This window comes from Ruegeria sp. AP7 (assembly GCF_056539905.1).
The window spans coordinates 128,287-143,363 of record NZ_JBQFVT010000006.1 but is presented as its reverse complement, the minus strand read 5'-3'; the positions used below and the strand labels follow the sequence as shown (position 1 = coordinate 143,363).

The 15,077-nt window shown below is 56.8% G+C and carries 17 protein-coding genes, 1 other RNA gene and 1 riboswitch; of the genes, 11 read left to right on the top strand and 7 right to left on the bottom strand.

Annotation, left to right across the window (positions count from 1 at the left end):
• Window positions 1–12: 12 nt before the first annotated feature.
• Window positions 13–111, top strand: an RNA gene (ffs, locus tag ACR0KN_RS13215) — signal recognition particle sRNA small type.
• A gap of 158 nt (window positions 112–269) precedes the next feature.
• Window positions 270–1,298, top strand: a complete 1,029-nt coding sequence (gene rsgA, locus ACR0KN_RS13210) for a ribosome small subunit-dependent GTPase A (protein ID WP_480654121.1) — start codon at window positions 270–272, stop codon at window positions 1,296–1,298.
• Window positions 1,299–1,332: 34 nt separating this feature from the next.
• Here the strand turns inward: rsgA and ACR0KN_RS13205 are convergent, their stop codons facing one another.
• Entirely contained in the window at window positions 1,333–2,190 is an 858-nt protein-coding gene (locus ACR0KN_RS13205; RefSeq protein WP_480654119.1) for an alpha/beta hydrolase family protein, read from the bottom strand.
• Between the two features lie 121 nt (window positions 2,191–2,311).
• A riboswitch (cobalamin riboswitch) is annotated at window positions 2,312–2,532 on the top strand.
• Between the two features lie 87 nt (window positions 2,533–2,619).
• On the opposite strand from ACR0KN_RS13205, the gene ACR0KN_RS13200 reads away from it, so the two are divergent.
• Entirely contained in the window at window positions 2,620–3,027 is a 408-nt protein-coding gene (locus tag ACR0KN_RS13200; RefSeq protein ID WP_480654117.1) for a hypothetical protein, read from the top strand.
• Window positions 3,028–3,030: 3 nt separating this feature from the next.
• Here the strand turns inward: ACR0KN_RS13200 and ACR0KN_RS13195 are convergent, their stop codons facing one another.
• Entirely contained in the window at window positions 3,031–3,534 is a 504-nt protein-coding gene (locus tag ACR0KN_RS13195) for a protein-tyrosine phosphatase family protein (RefSeq protein ID WP_480654115.1), read from the bottom strand.
• 170 nt (window positions 3,535–3,704) lie between these two features.
• Between ACR0KN_RS13195 and ACR0KN_RS13190 the strand changes: the two genes are divergently transcribed.
• The 3 genes from ACR0KN_RS13190 to recR all read left to right on the top strand — a co-directional run bounded on the left by ACR0KN_RS13190 (window position 3,705) and on the right by recR (window position 6,668).
• Window positions 3,705–5,465: a DNA polymerase III subunit gamma/tau gene (locus ACR0KN_RS13190; protein ID WP_480654113.1), complete on the top strand. Its 1,761-nt coding sequence runs from the start codon at window positions 3,705–3,707 to the stop codon at window positions 5,463–5,465.
• Between the two features lie 200 nt (window positions 5,466–5,665).
• Window positions 5,666–6,010 (top strand): YbaB/EbfC family nucleoid-associated protein, encoded by a 345-nt coding sequence (locus ACR0KN_RS13185; protein ID WP_039539825.1) that lies wholly within the window; start codon window positions 5,666–5,668, stop codon window positions 6,008–6,010.
• Window positions 6,011–6,074: 64 nt separating this feature from the next.
• A complete protein-coding gene (gene recR, locus ACR0KN_RS13180; protein ID WP_170780804.1) occupies window positions 6,075–6,668 on the top strand; it encodes a recombination mediator RecR in 594 nt (197 codons plus the stop codon).
• A 23-nt stretch (window positions 6,669–6,691) separates the two neighbouring features.
• Here the strand turns inward: recR and ACR0KN_RS13175 are convergent, their stop codons facing one another.
• Window positions 6,692–7,174, bottom strand: a complete 483-nt coding sequence (locus tag ACR0KN_RS13175; protein WP_480654110.1) for an SRPBCC family protein — start codon at window positions 7,172–7,174, stop codon at window positions 6,692–6,694.
• A complete protein-coding gene (locus ACR0KN_RS13170) occupies window positions 7,167–7,505 on the bottom strand; it encodes an ArsR/SmtB family transcription factor (RefSeq protein WP_260023239.1) in 339 nt (112 codons plus the stop codon). The genes ACR0KN_RS13175 and ACR0KN_RS13170 overlap by 8 nt, the downstream gene beginning before the upstream one ends.
• A gap of 149 nt (window positions 7,506–7,654) precedes the next feature.
• Here ACR0KN_RS13170 and ACR0KN_RS13165 point away from each other — a divergent pair, with 149 nt between their 5' ends.
• Complete coding sequence (locus ACR0KN_RS13165) at window positions 7,655–8,143, top strand: hypothetical protein (protein WP_260023241.1); 489 nt, start codon at window positions 7,655–7,657, stop codon at window positions 8,141–8,143.
• Here the strand turns inward: ACR0KN_RS13165 and ACR0KN_RS13160 are convergent.
• On the bottom strand, window positions 8,140–8,781 hold the full coding sequence (locus ACR0KN_RS13160; RefSeq protein WP_480654108.1) for a ribonuclease T2 family protein: 642 nt from the start codon (window positions 8,779–8,781) through the stop codon (window positions 8,140–8,142). The genes ACR0KN_RS13165 and ACR0KN_RS13160 overlap by 4 nt on opposite strands.
• Before the next feature lie 130 nt (window positions 8,782–8,911).
• On the opposite strand from ACR0KN_RS13160, the gene ACR0KN_RS13155 reads away from it, so the two are divergent.
• A complete protein-coding gene (locus ACR0KN_RS13155; RefSeq protein ID WP_170476161.1) occupies window positions 8,912–9,673 on the top strand; it encodes a DUF1013 domain-containing protein in 762 nt (253 codons plus the stop codon).
• 54 nt (window positions 9,674–9,727) lie between these two features.
• Window positions 9,728–10,117: a hypothetical protein gene (locus tag ACR0KN_RS13150; protein ID WP_480654106.1), complete on the top strand. Its 390-nt coding sequence runs from the start codon at window positions 9,728–9,730 to the stop codon at window positions 10,115–10,117.
• Between the two features lie 42 nt (window positions 10,118–10,159).
• Here the strand turns inward: ACR0KN_RS13150 and ACR0KN_RS13145 are convergent, their stop codons facing one another.
• Together ACR0KN_RS13145 and ACR0KN_RS13140 are read right to left on the bottom strand one after the other, a co-directional pair.
• Entirely contained in the window at window positions 10,160–11,191 is a 1,032-nt protein-coding gene (locus ACR0KN_RS13145; RefSeq protein WP_480654104.1) for a permease, read from the bottom strand.
• Complete coding sequence (locus tag ACR0KN_RS13140) at window positions 11,184–11,492, bottom strand: ArsR/SmtB family transcription factor (protein ID WP_170476167.1); 309 nt, start codon at window positions 11,490–11,492, stop codon at window positions 11,184–11,186. Before ACR0KN_RS13140 ends, ACR0KN_RS13145 begins: the two co-directional genes overlap by 8 nt.
• A 125-nt stretch (window positions 11,493–11,617) precedes the next feature.
• On the opposite strand from ACR0KN_RS13140, the gene pdxR reads away from it, so the two are divergent.
• Window positions 11,618–13,078 carry a MocR-like pyridoxine biosynthesis transcription factor PdxR gene (pdxR, locus tag ACR0KN_RS13135; RefSeq protein WP_480654101.1) on the top strand — a complete coding sequence of 487 codons (1,461 nt, stop codon included), beginning with the start codon at window positions 11,618–11,620 and terminating at the stop codon, window positions 13,076–13,078.
• 124 nt (window positions 13,079–13,202) lie between these two features.
• Complete coding sequence (gene xsc / locus ACR0KN_RS13130) at window positions 13,203–14,978, top strand: sulfoacetaldehyde acetyltransferase (protein ID WP_010440889.1); 1,776 nt, start codon at window positions 13,203–13,205, stop codon at window positions 14,976–14,978.
• Window positions 14,979–15,077 lie beyond the last annotated feature (99 nt).

Genomic DNA, 15,077 nt, shown 5'->3' with positions numbered 1-15,077 from the left:
TATATCGTTGTTCGAGAGGTTGGCGCGGGCGAGCGCCTCGCCAACCTGGTCAGGTCCGGAAGGAAGCAGCCACAACGAGCCCCGCTTGGGTCGATGTCCAACCTCTCACTTTGAACCCATTAGCCGTAGGAGGGCGTTTATGATTGTAGCAATGACCCTTCGGGCAGACCGGTTCTGATTCTTTTTTCCAGCTGACTGCCTGAATACCTCACCTGCGAATGCGCGTTCGCCATTCGACAGGATTGTTGTTTCTGATCACAGGCAGACACATGTCACTTTCCTTATCGGACCTCGGATGGTCCTCTCACTTTGCAGCTCAGCATGCGGCTGAGCCGTCCCTTTTCCCCTTTCGCATCGCAGCCGTTCACCGGGATCGGTTGATCGGGTTGAGTCCAGAAGGCGAGACTCCCCTACTCTCCCCAGACCAATCGACTGGTGCTTTTGCGGTCGGAGATTGGGTGCTGACCGATGAAAACAAACGCATTCGCAGTGTTCTGGAACGGCGCAGCCTGCTGCAGCGCCGGGCCGCGGGCACAGACGTCGCAGCACAGTTGATCGCGGCCAATGTGGATGTGCTGTTCATCGTCAGTTCCTGCAATGCCGACTTCAATCTGCCCCGACTAGAGCGCTATCTTGCGCTGGCCCATCAGGCAGGCAGCTATCCGGTGATCGTTCTGACCAAGTCGGACACCTGCGACAACGCAATTGCTTATGTCGAACAGGCCCAGTCACTGGCCCCGTTTCTGACAGTTTTGGCCGTAAATGCCTTGGATCAGTCCGATATCGAACAGGTCCTGTCGTGGTGCCCGAAAGGACAGACCAGCACCCTGGTCGGATCTTCTGGCGTTGGCAAGACGACACTTGCCAACGGGATCACCGGGCAGAATCAAGCCACCGCAGCCATTCGCGAAGATGATGCGCGTGGCAGGCACACAACAACGGCGCGTGCGTTACATCGAATGAGCAACGGAGGTTGGTTGATCGATACACCCGGCATGCGTGCGTTACGCCTGTTGGACGCGCAAGAGGGTGTGGACGAGGTGTTCTCTGATATCTCGGACCTGAGCATGAACTGTCGATTCTCAGATTGTCAGCACAACACCGAGCCCGGCTGTGCGATACAGGCTGCAATCGAAACCGGGGCACTTGATCCCGCACGGCTGGACCGATGGCGCAAGCTGCGTCGCGAAGATCAGCACAATTCGGCTTCGGTGGCGCAGGCACGCGCACGCGATAAAGCGTTTGGAAAAATGGTGCGCAGCGTGATGCACGAGAAAAAATCCCGCAAGGGACTTTGACCTTTCTGGGCACCGGTTACCGGTGCCCAGCATTTTAGGCGATCAACCGGGGCCAAACGGCAGCGTTTCGCCGGGCAAACGCGCCGATATGGCCGACTTCGGATAACCCGAATTCACTTGCCGAAAGCAGATGGCACCGCACACCTGAACCATAGAGATCGGCAAGCCGCCAAACCGCCTCAGGGGGCACAACCTGATCATCCTCAAAGGCGAATATGTCAACTTGCTTGCCCATGTCGGCCCAGCGGTTTGCCGGCAAGGTATCTCCGATTTCGGGTACATAGCTTTGGGGCGCTGTGCACCATTTGCGCCATTGCCAGTAAACTCGGGATGGCAGATTTGTTCCAAAACCCAAAGCCTTTCCGGGCAAATACCCGAGCGCATGTACCGCCAGGGGCGCATGACCGTACCAGAACAACGTCGCCAAAGCACGGTAAGGCCAAGGATGATCCCTCAGCGTTACCAGACCGGAACAGACACAGATCATCCTGTCGATCTGATTGATATCGGGTTGGACCGGACCAAACATCCCGCCCAAAGAATGCCCGATACTCCAAAGCTTGGCCTGTGGAAACCTCCGCCGCATTTCGGTCCGTGCAGCCGGAATGTCGATCAGCGCCCAATCCGCCATGGTGACACGCGATTGCTTTTGTGAGCCTGTCAGAGAGTGACCAAAATCCCTGTAGTCATAGGTAAGGCAGGCCATGCCGTGCGCTTTTGCAAGCCAACTTGCGAAATGCTGGTAGTAATCTCTGGGCACACCGGTTGCGCCGTTGATCACAACAACTTTGTCTGGTTCTGCGACAGGGTGATAGAGCCGTGCCGACAGTATTGCCGGGCCGGACTGAAACTGAATGTCCTCGGTGACAACCGCTTGCTGTGTGTCCAACATGGTGCCCTCTGAAATCAACTGAACCGATCAGTTCACCCAAGGCGCGCCGAGTCAAGGTTGACGTGGCTGGACCGTGCGTCACATGCCATCATCAATCTTCTTGACTCCCGAACGATTGTACCGCTAGCGATGACGTGATGGTTCTCGCGCCCAACCGGGCCGGGATGAAAAGGGAACACGGTGCGGTTCTGCCCGGATAAAACCGGAACGAACCCAGTCCGAGACTGCCCCCGCAACTGTAAGCGGAGAGCGATGTCGAAATGCCACTGGCCTTGAAGGTCGGGAAGGTCGGCAAAGCAATGACCCGCAAGTCAGGAGACCTGCCATCAAATCGAAACTGAAACTCGGGCGGGGTGTCCGGGCAGGGCAAGACCGCATGCATGCTGTCCCTCCTGATTGATGCCCCTGCCCTGCGCGGAGGGCGCATGAATGATCTGGAAGACCAACACGCATGAATTCTCGGCAACAATTTGCCAACGGACCGGGAAAAACTGCCCCGCTTTGGCACGAATGGCACGGGCACTGGCCACTTCGGTTGGAAAAGCTGGCCCCACTACCACCGCAGGATTCGGAATCGAAGGAAGCTGCGATTTGACTCATTGCGCTAGTGGGTGCACCGCCCGATTTCGCTCCGGTCCCGAAGAAACCCGAGTGTTCTGTGATGCGGATTCAGACGTCGCGATCGACCATCTGGACAGCTATGCAGACCTGATGTTTGGCACGGACTCGCACCCCATCCCTGGAGGCACCTTGTCCCGACCGCCTTGCGCGATGCTGGAAGTGTTAACCCTGGGCGGAAGTACTCGGGCGCAGGCTGAATACCGTCCGTCGGCTTGATCGCTATTCGGCTACCAAGACACTGGCAGGCGCAGTCGCCCAGCGCAGCTGCGCGTCGGTTTCAACTGCACATGGGCGTAACGCTCGCAATCTATTCAATGCCTCGTCCGGGTGCTCTCCACACTCGACCATTAAGCGTAATACAGCCATACCAGAACGGCCACATCCGCCTTTGCAGTGGATTAGTACTCGGCCTCCACCCGATAATGCGTGGCGAGCGGACTCGCTGGCATCCACCCAGCGCATATCAATGTCGTCGGAAGGTATACCGTAATCCTCGACTGGCAGATGAACCCAGCGACAAGCGCGGCTGCGAACATCGGCCCCAAAATCCCTGGCGCCATCAAGGATCATCTCGACCTCGGTAGTCATTGACAGAATAAGGCCGGGCTTCCATCCGGTAACCGCATCAAGATCACCGGAATAGTCTCCTCCTCGCCCTGGCATTGAAGTTAACGCAAGCGTGCCCCCGCCCACTTGAAGTGCATGGATAACAATCTGAGCCATTCTACGCTCCCCCCGAAACGCTGATCAGAAAATCTTTCTGGCTGGTCTTAGACTGTACGATATTAACCGCGTCGGCCAGCAATCCAAAATGAAAATCCTCGCGGCTTGCTGTGGACGCGGACAGCGGGGCCCTCTACGCTGCGGCATAACTCGAATCCGACAGAGCAGACATGACCGATACGCCAAGCCCCGCCTACCAGGTTCTTGCCCGCAAATACCGTCCTGAAACCTTTGCCGATCTGGTCGGTCAGAACGCGATGGTACGCACACTGGAAAACGCGTTCGAGGCGGACCGGATCGCTCAGGCCTTTATCATGACCGGCATCCGTGGCACCGGTAAAACAACCACAGCCCGGATCATCGCGAAGGGGATGAATTGCATTGGGCCTGATGGCGAAGGTAAACCCACCACCGAACCCTGCGGTCAGTGCGAGCATTGCGTCGCCATCATGGAAGGCCGCCACGTCGATGTGATGGAGATGGACGCCGCCAGCCGGACTGGTGTGAACGACATCCGTGAAATCATCGACAGTGTCCGCTACCGTGCCGCCAGCGCACGCTACAAGATTTACATTATCGACGAGGTCCACATGCTATCGACCAGCGCTTTCAACGCGCTGCTCAAGACGCTTGAGGAACCACCCGAGCATGTGAAATTCATCTTCGCCACGACCGAGATCCGCAAGGTCCCGGTCACGGTTTTGTCGCGCTGCCAACGTTTCGATCTGAGGCGGATCGAACCCGAAGATATGATCGGCCTGTTGCGCAAGATCGCTGAATCCGAGAATGCGCAGATCGCCGATGACGCATTGGCGCTAATCACCCGAGCCGCCGAAGGATCCGCCCGTGACGCAACCTCGCTGTTGGATCAGGCGATTTCGCACGGTGCGGGTGAAACCAGCGCAGATCAGGTGCGCGCCATGCTCGGGCTGGCGGATCGGGGTCGAGTGCTGGATCTGATGGACATGATCCTGCGCGGTGATGCGGCCAGTGCTTTGACCGAACTTAGCGGACAATATGCAGAAGGTGCTGATCCTCTGGCTGTGCTCCGCGATCTGGCTGAGATCACCCATTGGGTTTCGGTGGTCAAAATCACCCCCGATGCCGCCGAAGATCCAACCGTTTCACCCGACGAACGTGCCCGCGGCCAACAGATGGCCGAAGCGCTGCCAATGCGTGTTCTGACCCGCATGTGGCAAATGCTGCTCAAAGCTCTGGAAGAGGTCTCGGCTGCACCCAACGCCATGATGGCTGCAGAAATGGCTGTGATCCGCCTGACCCATGTGGCCGACCTGCCAAGTCCGGAAGAACTGATCAAGCGCTTAAAGGATGCACCTCCATCCCCAAATCCCGCGCCGGGTTCGGGTATCGGAGTGCCAGGCCAGGCGAGCGCTGCGCCACAGGCCTCTGCCCGACCGGCCTATACCTCTTCGGCCATCGGTGGGAATGCAGGCGGACCGAGTACAGCTCTGGCTCAGGACGTACAGGCAGCACTAGCGCGGTATCCCACTTTTGAACATGTGGTTGAATTAATCCGTACCAACCGGGATGTGAAACTGCTGGTCGAGGTCGAAAACGGGGTACGCCTCGTGTCGTACCAACCGGGACGGATCGAATTTACCCCGGCCGACAATGCCCCGACCGATCTGTCTCAACGGTTGGGTGCATCGCTGCAACGCTGGACGGGTAACCGTTGGGCAGTATCGATTGTCTCAGAAGGCGACGCTCCGACAATTGCGGAAGTTCGGGATGCTGCTGATCTGGCTCTCAAAGCCGAAGCGGAAAAGCATCCACTGGTGCAAGCGGTTCTGAGTCATTTCCCGAAAGCGCGGATCAGAAGCATCGAAACAGCCGAGCAACGCGCTGCTCAGGTCGAAACTGAAGCCCTGCCCGAAGTAGATGACGAATGGGATCCGTTCGAGGAAGACTGATCCTGTAAGCGATCTCCTCAATCCAGCCAGGTGCTCCCGTGCCGCCACGGCTCCTCGGCTGACGCCGACGATCCTGCCCGGGCCAAACCGAGGAAAGGTCTTGTCAAAGGTCTTGACGACGGGCGGGAGTGTCCTGACCTCTTGTGTCGCGCGGTTACGCTTCGTATCTAGGCCTCAAATCGAGTGACAGGAGATTACCGATGCTTAAAGGACTCGGCGGCCTGGGTGACATGGCCAAAATGATGAAATCTGCGCAGGACTTGCAGACCAAGATGACCGAGATGCAGGAAGAACTGAACAACCTGATGGTTGTCGGTGAATCGGGCGCCGGCCTGGTCAAAGCCACCGCAACCGCCAAGGGTGAGTTGAAAGGTCTGGATATTGACCCGTCGATCTTCAACGGCGATGACAAGGAAGTGGTCGAGGATCTCATCCTCGCTGCGATCAAGGACGCCCAGACCAAGGCGCAGGAGCGCTCGCAGGCTGAAATGGCCAAGCTGACCGAAAGCATGGGTCTGCCCGCAGACATCAAGCTGCCGTTCTGATACACCCTCCTGACGGATCAATGGCCGGGGCTTACTTACCCGGCCTCTTTGCAGGAGCTTCGCGGTGAGTTCGAACAGCGACATCGACAATCTGATCGACCTTATGGCCAAGCTGCCCGGCCTCGGCCCTCGCTCGGCCCGACGCGCCGTCCTGCACCTGATCCGCAAACGCGCCCTGCTTCTAACGCCGCTTTCGGATGCCATGCAGCAGGTGGCTGTCACGGCCCGTGAATGCCTAAACTGCGGCAATGTGGGCACGACCGATATCTGCGACATCTGCAATAGCGAAGACCGTGCAACCGGGGAACTGTGCGTCGTGGAAGACGTCGCCGACCTCTGGGCGATGGAGCGCGCCGGGGTTTTCAAGGGTCGCTACCATGTTTTGGGCGGCACATTGTCAGCACTGGACGGTGTCGGCCCGGATGAATTGCGTATCCCACGGCTAAAGGATCGGGTTCTGGCCGAGGGTATCAACGAGATCATCCTCGCCCTAAACGCCACCGTTGATGGCCAAACCACCGCACATTACATCGCCGACCAACTCGATGGGCAGGTCCGCCTGACTTCCCTAGCGCAGGGCGTCCCGATTGGAGGCGAGTTGGATTATCTGGATGATGGGACGATCACAGCAGCGCTTAGGGCAAGGAAGGAACTTTAGACCGTCAGATCAAGGCCGAAGCATCATCTTTCCTTGAGAACAGCATCCAGCTTCTCGAATGCTTGCTTCCATCCGCCTTCGCCTGCACTTCCGGCGGGCACACCCCGATGGACCATGGTCATGCGTGTCCTACCATCCTGTTCGAGAAGATCAATAATCACCTCGGTTATGTCTGGGCTTCCCTCGGGCATCCCCATATCTTTTGGCGAAAGAATATTTCCATCCTCGTCACACATGCTCTCGGTATAGACCAACCGGGACGGTTCTGAGATTTCTTTATAAACGCCAGTAAACCACATCCTCATGGTGGTATCCGGCGTTTTCATTTCCATACAGACCTTTCGTATACCTCCAACACGCAAATCGATCTCTGCAGTTGGAACTGAGAACCCTTTGGGCCCATACCATTTCTGAAAAAGCGCCGGATCGGTCCACATACGCCAGATCCGTTTCGCCGGAGCCTGGAATTCCTGCACAATTCGCACCCAGTTTTCTGAGTCACTCATCATTCAAATCCTTTATTTCGCTAAGTAGTTTTTCCATCGCTTCAAACCGAACCTCCCAAATATGACGATATTGGTCAGTCCAGTTTGCAATCGATTCCAAAGGCTCCGGGTTTAGTCTGCAGGGTCGGAACTGAGCGTTTCTTGAACGCTCAATCAGCCCGGCCTCTTCCAAAACACGGAGATGTTTAGAGATTGCCGGCATGCTTACATCGAACGGCTCGGCCAGTTCTTTTACTGTTGCTTCTCCTTGTGCCAATCGCGCCAGCATGGCGCGGCGCGCAGGGTGCGCAAGAGCGGCAAATGCAAAATCCAATTTTTTGTCGTCAGTCATAATCCCATTAATAAACCACATGGTTAATTAATCAACTGGTAAAATAACAGGATAAATCACCATACAGTTTGAATCTCTCGAATTCTCTTTGGAAGAGAATGGTTTGCGGTTACTAAGGGTCAGTATCACTTGCGATTTGGAATGATCTGATGTCCCGACTTTTTGCCTTGACCCTGGCCGCCTTCAGCGCCACCGCCGCCCTGTCGCAGGAACTCATCGACAAAGGCTTTGTCGAAGGCTGGAACATCATGATGGACCCCAACCTCGGAAATGGGTGCCTGATCCAGACGGTCTATCAGGATCTCTCGGTGGTGCGGCTGGGCTATGACGCGCTGGACAATCGTGGATATTTCACCGTTTACAACAAGGCTTGGGGCGACATCAAACCAGGGCAGAGCTATCCGATCCGGTTTGATCTGGACGGCAAGAGCTTTGATGCCACCGCCATCGGGTTCAAACAGGATCGCGTGCCCGGTGCGACGGTGTTCTTTACCGACCGGAGCTTCGTCACCTCGATTGCGCAGAACAAGACCATGACCGTTTACAACCCAGAGGGTCAGACTGTCATGGCAATTGATCTGAAAGGCACGGCCAAAGCGCTGGAATATGCGCGCGATTGCCAGAACAAAAAGCTTTAACGAATCGGATCAAACACGGCGTCTTTGGCAGTGCAGTCGCGGATAACATCCCGGCCACATGGAACGGGTTTGAGATCGCGGGACAGGCACAGGCGGACCTCTTCGATATATCCCTGCTTGCAGGTGATCGTGATCATGTCTGGTTCCAGATTGGCGTTGGCCTTGAGAAATGCTTCTTCCACCACCGAAGCAGGCAATTTGACCGACGCATCGAGTTTACGAAACACGTCGGGTCGCGTGACGCCTCCATAGGCCTTTCGTGACAGCGCAAAATAGTCTGGCGCACTCAGACCCGAGCAGGTTCCGTGCTTTTTCCATTGATGCCATGCCAGCCCGGATGAGCCCTGAATGTCCTCCATTTCCCGCGTCATACGGCGTGATGGCGGAGCCTCAACCGTGCGGCAGTAAGAGGGCCAGCCCTGGTGATATTGCGGCCATAGCCCGTGCAGGATCCATCCGTGATCGTGCCGGGCATCGCATTGATCCGATCCGCGCGCATCCCCCTCGCGGGCGCACCAGTTGGGTGACCAGCTGAGCGACAGGACATAGTAGTCGAATTCTCCTGCTTGCTCGCCATCGGCCAGCGCTGCCATCGCGCTGAAGAACCACAATACCAGCCCCAGAATAACTTGGCGCATTCGCCTCTTCCCTTCTTTAGCTGTCGCGACTATATAGGCGCCAAGTTCCCCGACAACGGAAACCTGCCCCAAAGCCTCGGGGCCGCCGCATTCCGGCGACGGGACAGATGTATTTATAGGAGACGGGCTGATGGCAAAACCGCTTATGGCCAAGGCAACCGCCGTATGGCTGGTGGACAACACCACGATCAGCTTCAAGCAGATCGCGGATTTCGTAGGGATGCACGAGCTGGAGGTGCAGGGCATCGCGGATGGTGATGTGGCTGCTGGTGTCAAAGGATTTGACCCGATTGCCAACAATCAGCTGACTCAGGAAGAGATTGATACCGCGCAGAACAATCCGCTGCACAAGCTGAAACTTAAGTTCAACCCAGCCGCTTCGGGCGAAGAAAAGCGCCGCGGCCCGCGGTATACCCCATTGTCCAAGCGGCAGGACCGTCCGAACTCGATCCTGTGGCTGGTCAAGTTCCACCCGGAACTCAGCGATGGTCAGATCGCCAAGCTGGTTGGCACCACCAAGCCGACCATCCAGTCGATCCGCGAGCGGACGCACTGGAACATCTCGAACATGCAGCCGATCGATCCGGTTGCTCTGGGCTTATGCAAACAGTCCGAACTGGATGCCATCGTGCAGAAGGCGGCGGCCAAGAAAGCTGCTGAAGGCGGCGTTATGAGCGATGATGAGCGTCGCAAGCTGGTGTCGACCGAGCAATCGCTGGAAATGGATTCTGCACCAAAGATCCCGACCGCGATTGAAGGCCTAGAGACGTTCTCGCTGTCCGACGAGCCTGAAGACAAAGAAGACGATGAGCCAATCGTTGATGCCGATAGCTTCTTCAACCTGCCCAAAGGTGGCGGCGACGAAGAAGACGAAGACGATCTGCGCCCCTAAGACGCTCACGGCCCCGTTACCCAATAATCGGGGTCACATTCCCAAGGGAAACTGATGCTTAGCATTCTGTCAGCAGTTTTTGGACCGCACCGCGCCGTATCGATCTATGTGTTCCTGAAATCCTGGTGGTTGCCGATCACCGGCGCCATCGCGATGATTGCCATCGTTGCAGGCTTATTGTTGCTGAATGACGACGGCAAGCACGAGCACGAAGCGTTTTTAATCGTTGCCGTTTTGTCAGCAACGCCGATCAATGGAGATCTCAAAAACGGGGTTATTGCATCGGTGCGCCTGCCTGATGGTTCGGCAACTTCGATTACGTCTACAGAAAGCCCTATTGCGCGTTCAGTGGGCACTGAGGCCTGCATCGAAAAACGTGTGTACGTGGCGAGCGGTGAGCCGCGATACAGGTTCAAGCTGCCACGGTACTGCGAAGCAGGTTAGCAAAGCAAAACCGCCCGGTGTCTGCACCGGGCGGTTTTTCATTCAGATCATCTGGAATGCGATGCCTGCGATGATGGCCCCGCTGATGCCCAGCCCCAGATAGGTTGCGAATACGCGAGGTTTGACCAGCGACCACACCGCCGCCATTGCGGGGATTGAGCTGACGGCTCCGGCCACCATGAATGACATCGCTGCACCTGCGCTCATACCCTGTTCCATAAGGCCTGCCAGCAGCGGTGGCGCTACGTAAGAGTTCAGATAGGCCGGCATTCCGACCAATGCTGCGACAACGATGGGAACAACGCCTTGACCGCCGACGACTCTGGCAATCAGGTCCGCTGGAACATAGCTGACCAACAGTGCTTCGAGCACGTATGCAAATGCCAGCCATTTCAGCAGGAACAGACCGTTGTGGACAAACTCAGCCCGAAAACGTGTACGGCGTTCAGGCTCCTTCCAGAACTGCCATACGGGCTTGTCATCCTTCTTTGGTCCGCATCCACAGCATCCCGCTGGTTTGTATTCGCGCAACGGCTGTGCGAACGCGCCGCCCTTCATCAGGGCGCGTACTGCGAATCCGCCGAACAGCCCCAAGGCAACGGCGGCCACGGCTTTGTCGATCGCAAATGGCCAGCCCAACGCACCAGCTGTGATAAGCAATGTCGGCGGGTCGATAAGCGGGGAACTGAGCCAGAATGCCATGACTGCCGATAAGGGCGCACCCAGGGCCAACAATCCCGCGATGAACGGGATGACTTCGCAGGAACAAAAGGGCGCCAGTCCGCCAAACAAGGCAGCAAGAAAGATCATCCGCGTCTCACGCCCTTCAAACGCACGGGCTACCATCACTTCAGCTCCGGTTGCCTTGAGGTAGGACAGCAGCAAAACGGCAAACAGGATGTATTGCCCTGTATGCGCAAGTGCCTTACCGGCAAATGTCACGATTTCGGCCCAGTTACTTGGGTCAAGAACGGCCACCAGCACCAGGATGACCACGATCAGCGCCCACGGCGTTTTGATCAGACTGACCAGATTTCTCGCCGAGTGTTTGGGGTTTTGGGTCAACTCAGCCATCGTTCGCGGCCTTTTCTACCTCATCTGCACAGCATTCGCTGAGGATGAACTGCGCAAGATTTCTCAACTCATCAAAGCACGCCCGATTGATTGTAGTGCGCCCGATCTTTTCTTGTTCAACAACACCACCAGCAGCGAGAAACCGCAGATGATGTGCCAATGTCGACGGCGCGATGCCCGTACGAGACTGGATTTCTCCGACAGTCAGCCCGGTCTCGCCGGCGCGCACCAACGTTTTCAGAACTTTCAGCCGGGCTTCGGACCCCATGGCCGAAAAACCAGCAGCGGCTTCTTCCCACACAAGCTTTATCCATATAACTAGTTTTCTAGTTTTCTAGCTCAATAACCAACCAACGTCAACCAAACAGATGCGAACGGCTATAAGTCCAGATTGCTTCCAACTTAAGTCCAGCCTATAACGACGCCATGGGCATTTCGGTCGACACGTTCTTTCTTGAGCGCAACGGGCAAGGCACGTTGCAGGCGCAGCTTCAGCAGCTGATCGCCGAAGGCATTCTTTCAGGGCGTTTTCATGTTGGCGAGAAACTGCCCTCGTCCCGCAAACTTGCGGCTCATCTGGGTGTCAGCCGGATAACCGTTACCCTTGCCTACACTGAGCTTCTGGCAAACGATTATCTGACCGCCAAAGGCCGGTCGGGATACTATGTGTCGGAAAACGCTCCGGTGCCGCCAACCTATGCCCCGGTTCGGCGTGATAACGAGAATGTAGACTGGGACCGTGCCTTTGCCCGCCGTTTTTCGGATGGCGATGTATTGACCAAGCCTAGCAACTGGCGCGATTACCGCTATCCGTTCATCTATGGTCAGGTCGACAGAAAACTGTTCGACCACGCAAACTGGCGCCTCTGTGCAGTAAGGGCGCTTGGACACAAAGATTTCCATTCATTGACCGGGGACTATGTCGACCAGGATGATCCTCTGCTGCTTGAATTCATTGCAAGACACACTCTGCCACGCAGAGGCATTGTGGCTCGGCCCGAGGAAATCCTGATCACTCTGGGTGCTCAGAACGCGCTTTGGCTGGCCTCGCGCATTTTGCTTAACCGTAATCGAAGAGCCGCGATTGAGGATCCCTGCTATTACGCCTTGCGTGATCTTCTGATCCACTCAGACTGCCAGCTATCCTATCTGAAGGTTGATCGTGAGGGTTTGCTCCCAGATACGATACCGGACGATACTGACGTAATTTTCACCACTCCCAGCCACCAGTGCCCTACCACCGCAACGATGCCGGTTGATCGCCGCAATGCCCTGTTGAGCCGCGCCCGGGAATTGGACGCAATGATTGTCGAGGATGACTATGAGTTCGAGATGTCATTTCTGGGTGCCCCGTCGCCAGCGTTGCGATCGATGGATCGGGACGGGCGGGTGATCTATGTAGGCAGCTTCTCAAAATCTCTGTTTCCGGGGCTTCGTCTGGGTTACATGGTCGGTTCCGAGCCCTTTATCCGCGAAGCCCGAGCACTCCGGTCACTCGTACTGCGCCACCCTCCTGGCCACATGCAGCGCACAGCAGCCTATTTTCTGTCGCTTGGTCACTACGACGCGCAGATCAGGCGAATGTCCAAAACACTGCAACGCCGACGTGAAGCAATTGAAGAAGCGATCAAGCAGTATGGCCTGACGGTAGCAGGTCGCGGCATGCTTGGCGGCTCTTCGATCTGGATGCGGGCACCAGAACGTATCGACACGACGAAACTGGCAAGCGATCTGCAGCGTCAAAGCGTCCACATTGAACCGGGCGAGCCCTTCTTTTCCGGCCCGAACCGACCGCAGAACTACTATCGATTGGGGTATTCCGCAATTTCGTCAGCGCGCATCGGACCCGGCATCCAGCAAATCGCTGAGACTATTCGTCAGTCTTGAGGCGTACTGGACCTAAGTCACCACCAGTTCTGGCCCTAACGCCGCAGACACCCGTACGCCAAAACCGACCAGAAAACCGGGTCCCTAACCCTGGTCCCGCCATCTATGATCGGAGATTACGCAGATGAAGATGACCACCGAAGAAGCCTTTGTAAAAACCCTGCAGATGCATGGCATCGAACATGCGTTCGGAATCATCGGTTCTGCGATGATGCCAATTTCTGACATTTTTGAGAAAGCTGGTATCACTTTTTGGGATTGCGCGCACGAAGGTTCGGGCGGAATGATGGCTGATGGCTACACCCGCGCGACCGGAAAAATGTCGATGATGATCGCCCAGAACGGCCCCGGCATCACCAACTTTGTCACCGCTGTTAAAACTGCTTACTGGAACCACACCCCGCTGCTGCTGGTCACTCCGCAGGCCGCCAACAAGACCATGGGTCAGGGCGGTTTCCAGGAGATGGAGCAGATGCGCATGTTCGCAGACTGCGTTTGCTACCAGGAAGAAGTGCGTGACCCCAGCCGTATGGCCGAAGTGCTGAGCCGCGTCATCATGAACGCCAAACGCGCGTCGGCCCCTGCGCAGATAAACGTCCCGCGCGACTTCTTCACTCAGGTCATCGACATCGATCTGCCTGCTGTTGTTGAATTCGAGCTGCCTTCGGGTGGCGCAACGGCTGTGTCCGAAGCTGCCGCGCTGCTGTCGAACGCAAAGAACCCTGTCATCCTGAACGGTGCAGGCACAGTTCTGTCGAATGGTGGCATCGAAGCGTCGAAAGCACTGGCCGAGCGTCTGGACGCTCCGGTTTGCGTTGGTTACCAGCACAACGACGCCTTCCCCGGCTCGCATCCGCTTTTCGCTGGCCCGCTGGGCTATAACGGCTCGAAAGCCGGTATGCAGTTGATCAAGGAAGCAGACGTTGTTCTGTGCCTCGGCACCCGCCTGAACCCGTTCTCGACCCTGCCGGGTTACGGCATGGAGTACTGGCCGGCAGACGCGAAGATCATTCAGGTCGACATCAACCCTGACCGTATCGGCCTGACCAAGAAGGTCTCGGTTGGTATCGTGGGCGATGCGGCAACTGTTGCCACCAACATTCTGAATCAGCTGTCTGATACAGCCGGTGACGAAGGTCGTGATGCGCGCAAAGCGAAGATCGCAGAAACCAAATCGCGTTGGGCACAAGAACTGACCTCGATGGATCACGAGCAGGACGATCCGGGCACCACCTGGAACGAACGTGCCCGTGCTGCCAAGCCGGATTGGCTGAGCCCCCGTAAAGCATGGCGCGCAATCCAGTCCGCTCTGCCAAAAGAGGCGATCATCTCGTCCGACATCGGCAACAACTGCGCCATCGGCAACGCCTACCCTTCATTCGAAGAAGGCCGCAAATATCTGGCCCCCGGCCTGTTCGGCCCCTGTGGCTATGGTCTGCCTTCGGTCATCGGCGCCAAGATCGGCTGCCCTGATGTACCTGTTGTCGGTTTCTCGGGTGATGGTGCCTTCGGCATCGCAGTTACCGAACTGACCGCCATCGGCCGCGAAGAATGGCCCGCCATCACGCAGGTTGTGTTCCGCAACTATCAGTGGGGTGCGGAAAAGCGCAACTCGACCCTGTGGTTCGATGACAACTTCGTCGGCACAGAGCTGGACACCAAAGTGTCTTATGCTGGCATCGCCAATGCGTGCGGCCTGAAAGGCGTCATCGCACGCACTCAGGACGAGTTAACCGCTGCGCTGAGCCAGGCGATCGAAGACCAGAAGAACGGCATCACCACACTGATCGAAGCAATGATCAACCAGGAACTGGGTGAACCCTTCCGCCGTGACGCGATGAAGAAGCCAGTTGAAGTTGCCGGAATCGACGCGGCCGACATGCGACCACAGCAGGTTTGATCGCTGTAAAGTCAAAGTCCGGACCGGGTTCAACCGGTCCGTCAAACAAAAGCAGAGGAAGAGGCTTTCGCGCTCTCTTCCTCTGAGTGGTTAAGCCCC